This is a genomic window from Streptomyces sp. NPDC055078 (assembly GCF_053607985.1).
Map to the genome: position 1 here is coordinate 1 of NZ_JBSGUP010000797.1, position 3,378 is coordinate 3,378.

General features: G+C 73.3%; 3 protein-coding genes and 1 pseudogene. 2 read left to right on the forward strand and 2 right to left on the reverse strand.

Features of this window, described 5'->3' with window-relative positions:
* Positions 1–144: pseudogene (locus ACWF94_RS36830) on the forward strand (transcriptional regulator); the annotation flags it as partial.
* A 122-nt stretch (positions 145–266) separates the two neighbouring features.
* Positions 267–1,118 (forward strand): SMP-30/gluconolactonase/LRE family protein, encoded by an 852-nt coding sequence (locus ACWF94_RS36835; protein ID WP_453499002.1) that lies wholly within the window; start codon positions 267–269, stop codon positions 1,116–1,118.
* Positions 1,119–1,444: 326 nt separating this feature from the next.
* On the opposite strand, the gene ACWF94_RS36840 is transcribed toward ACWF94_RS36835, so the two are convergent.
* Together ACWF94_RS36840 and ACWF94_RS36845 are read right to left on the reverse strand one after the other, a co-directional pair.
* Positions 1,445–2,296, reverse strand: coding sequence for a fumarylacetoacetate hydrolase family protein (locus ACWF94_RS36840; RefSeq protein ID WP_453499004.1), 852 nt, complete (start codon positions 2,294–2,296; stop codon positions 1,445–1,447).
* 135 nt (positions 2,297–2,431) lie between these two features.
* Positions 2,432–3,370, reverse strand: coding sequence for a hydroxyacid dehydrogenase (locus ACWF94_RS36845; protein WP_453499006.1), 939 nt, complete (start codon positions 3,368–3,370; stop codon positions 2,432–2,434).
* Positions 3,371–3,378: the final 8 nt, after the last annotated feature.

Genomic DNA, 3,378 nt, shown 5'->3' on the forward strand with positions numbered 1-3,378 from the left:
GAAGGCTCCACCGTCCACTACGCCCTCGCCAGCCCCGAAGTCGCCGAACTCCTCCGCGTCGCACGCGGCATCCTCTCCAACCTCCTCGCCGGACAAGCCCAACTCCTCCACGACCTCAACGCCACCCACCACCAACAACACTGACCACAGCCCTCGCACGCCCGGATGCCCTATGGCAGGTCTTGGCCCGATATGATCAACCGAGCGCGCCGGGTGTTCCGACGAGGTCACCGAGTGGCGGTACGGGAAGTACGAGAGGGGTGGGCGTGCGCGCCGAGGACTGGACCGGGGTGATCACCCACCATGGCGAGGGACCCTGCTGGAACCCGGCGACCGGCCGGCTCTCCGTGGTCGATCAGCTCGCCGGCGATCTGCTGACCTTCGACGCGGGCGGCGCCCCCGTACGGCAGCACATCGGTGATGTCCTGGCGGCCTGGCGGCCACGCCGGTCGGGCGGTGTCGTGGTCGCCGTCGAACGGGGCTTCGCCCTGGTCGCGGCCGATGGCACGATCAGCCCCGGGCGCGAGCTGTGGAGCGACCCCACGGTCCGGATGAACGACGGCGGCTGCGATCCGGCGGGCAACTTCTACTGCGGTTCGATGGCCTACGACGCCCGCCCCGGAGCCGGCCGGGTCCACCGGCTGACCCCCGGCGGCGAGACCTCCGTCGTCCACACCGGCGCGACCATCTCCAACGGGCTGGCCTGGTCCGCCGACGGCGCCTTCGCCTACTACGTGGACACCGCCACCGGGACCGTCGCCAAGGTCGCCGTCGACCCGGCGACCGGCCGGTTCGGCACCCCCGAGCCCTGGGTCGCCGTCGACGCGCGCGACGGAGCCCCCGACGGCATCACCCTGGATGCCGAAGGGGGCGTATGGGTCGCGCTGTGGGGCGGCTCGGCCGTCCGCCGCTACACCCCCGACGGCACCCTGGACGAGGTCGTCGAGGTGAACGCCCGCCAGGTCACCGCCTGCGCGTTCGGCGGCGAGGGGTACGGCCGGCTGTTCATCACCACCTCCCGCCAGGATCTCGCCCCGGACGACGACCCGGCGGCGGGCGCGGTGTTCACCGTGGAGCCGGGCGTCCGGGGGCTTCCGCCCCTGCCGTACGGAGGCTGAGCCCACACGCCAGCGCGGGCGGGCCCCCGTAAGGCCGGCCGCCCCGCGCCTGCCGGGACCGGAACCCGCGCTGCCGTGACCCGAGAACCGCACCGCCCGCGAGAACCACGCGGCCGGACCGCGTATCCGAAAGGTGCGGATGGGATATCCGGGCTGTACGGACGGAAAACCGGGCCGTACGGACGGGACACCGCACCGTATGTACGGCCCGGACACCGCACCGTACAGACGAGACACGCCACCGTGTACGGAGCGCGTACCGGGCCGTACGAAGGAGCGCACACCGGGCCGGTCAGCACACCAAACCGCGCCCCCCGCCGGAGGCGTCACGCGCGGGCGAGCAGATTGCGGTGCCGGCCCAGGCCGTCGATCTCCAGCTCCATGACATCGCCCGCCCGGAGATAGGGGAACCGGCCCGACAGGGCGACCCCCTCAGGGGTCCCGGTGTTGACGATGTCCCCGGGCTCCAGGACGAGGTACTGCGAAAGATGGCGGATGATCTCCGCGACCGAGAAGATCATGTCAGCGCTGGTGGAGTCCTGGCGCGGCTCGCCGTTCACCCAGGAGCGCAGCCGCAGCTTCTGGGGGTCGGGGATCTCGTCGGCGGTGACCAGCCAGGGGCCGAGCGGATTGAATGTCTCGGCGCTCTTGCCCTTGGACCACTGGCCGCCCGGCGCCCCGAGCTGCACGGCCCGCTCGGAGACATCGTTGCTGAGGACATACCCGGCGACATACGCCAACGGGTCGTCGTCCACCGTCAGATAGCGGGCCCGGCGTCCGATCACCACACCCAGCTCGACCTCCCAGTCGGTCTGCTCCGAGCCCCGGGGGATCAGCACATCGTCCTCGGGCCCGGCCAGCGAGCCGGGGCCTTTGTAGAAGAGGATCGGCTCGGTGGGCGCGCTCGCCCCGGACTCGGCCGCGTGCGCCGCGTAGTTCTGGCCGATGCACAGAATCGCCCCCGGGCGGGCGACCGGTGGCGCGATCCGCAGCCCGGTGATGTCGATCTGGGGCAGTGAGCCGTCGGCCGCTGCCGCCGCCACCCGCTCCAGTCCGCCCCTGGCGAAGAACTCGGGAGTCAGATCGCCGGTCACCGCCGAGAGGTCGAGATGACGGCCGTCCTCGGCGCTCAGGACGGGCCGCTCGCTGCCGGCCGTGCCGACGCGCATCAGTCGCATGATGTTCCATTCGTTTCACTCGGGATCGGATGAATGTGTGGGAGGCCCGCCGGGCCGGGCCGGGCCGAACCGGTCCGCCGGGCCGGGCGCACGGGACCCGGCGGCCCCGACCGCGCGTAGCGGACCCGGTCCGCGCTACTCGACGCGGGACAGGGCTTCCGGGCCCACCATGTGCAGCAGGGGGCGGCCGTCGAGGAAGCGCTCGACCTCGGCGACGGTGCTCTCGCCGAGCGCCAGCCGCGCCTCCACCGAAGCCGCCGCCTGGTGCGGGGTGAGCAGCACATTGCCCAGCCCCCGCAGGGGGTGGCCGACGGGCAGCGGTTCGCTGTCGAAGACGTCGAGCGCCGCGTCGATCCGGCCGGTGCGCAGCTCGGCGATGAGCGCCGGTTCGTCCACCAGCCAGGAGCGGGCGGTGTTGACCAGCCCGGCGCCGTCCGGCAGCAGGGCCAGTTCGCGGGCGCCCACCAGGTGCCGGGTCTCGGGCAGCGCCGGGGCGTGCACGGCCACGATCCGGCTCGTCCGCAGCAGTTCGTCCAGCGGTGCGACGCGCACACCGAGGCGCCCCGCCTCGTCCTCGCTCAGAAACGGGTCGTGGACGGTGACATCGGCGCCGAGCGCCCGGACGAGCGCGATATACGCCCGGCCGGTGCGGGAGGCCCCGATGACACCGATCGGACAGCCCCTGATCTCATGGCGCGGCGGCATATCGCTCGCCGCCGCCCAGTCGGCGCCCGTGCGCAGCGCGTGGTCGAACCGGTGGATCCGGTGCAGCAGGCTCAGGGTGAAGGTGAGGGCGACCTCGGCGACCGGGGGGCCCATGGCCGCACCGGCCTGGGTGACCTGGACACCCCGTTCGAAGACCTCCGGGCCGACATACGGGCTGACCGCGCCGCCGGTGTGGGCGACGAGCCCCAGCAGCGGGGCCGCCGCCAGCAGTTCGGCGTCCAGCCGGGGCACGCCCCAGGCGGTGATCAGCACCCGCGCCCCGGTCCCGAGACGGTCGCCGGTGCCGGTGCCGGTGTGGGAGACCACCCCGGCGGCGGCCCCCGGCGCGAGGGAACCCGCACCGCCCACTTCAGCCC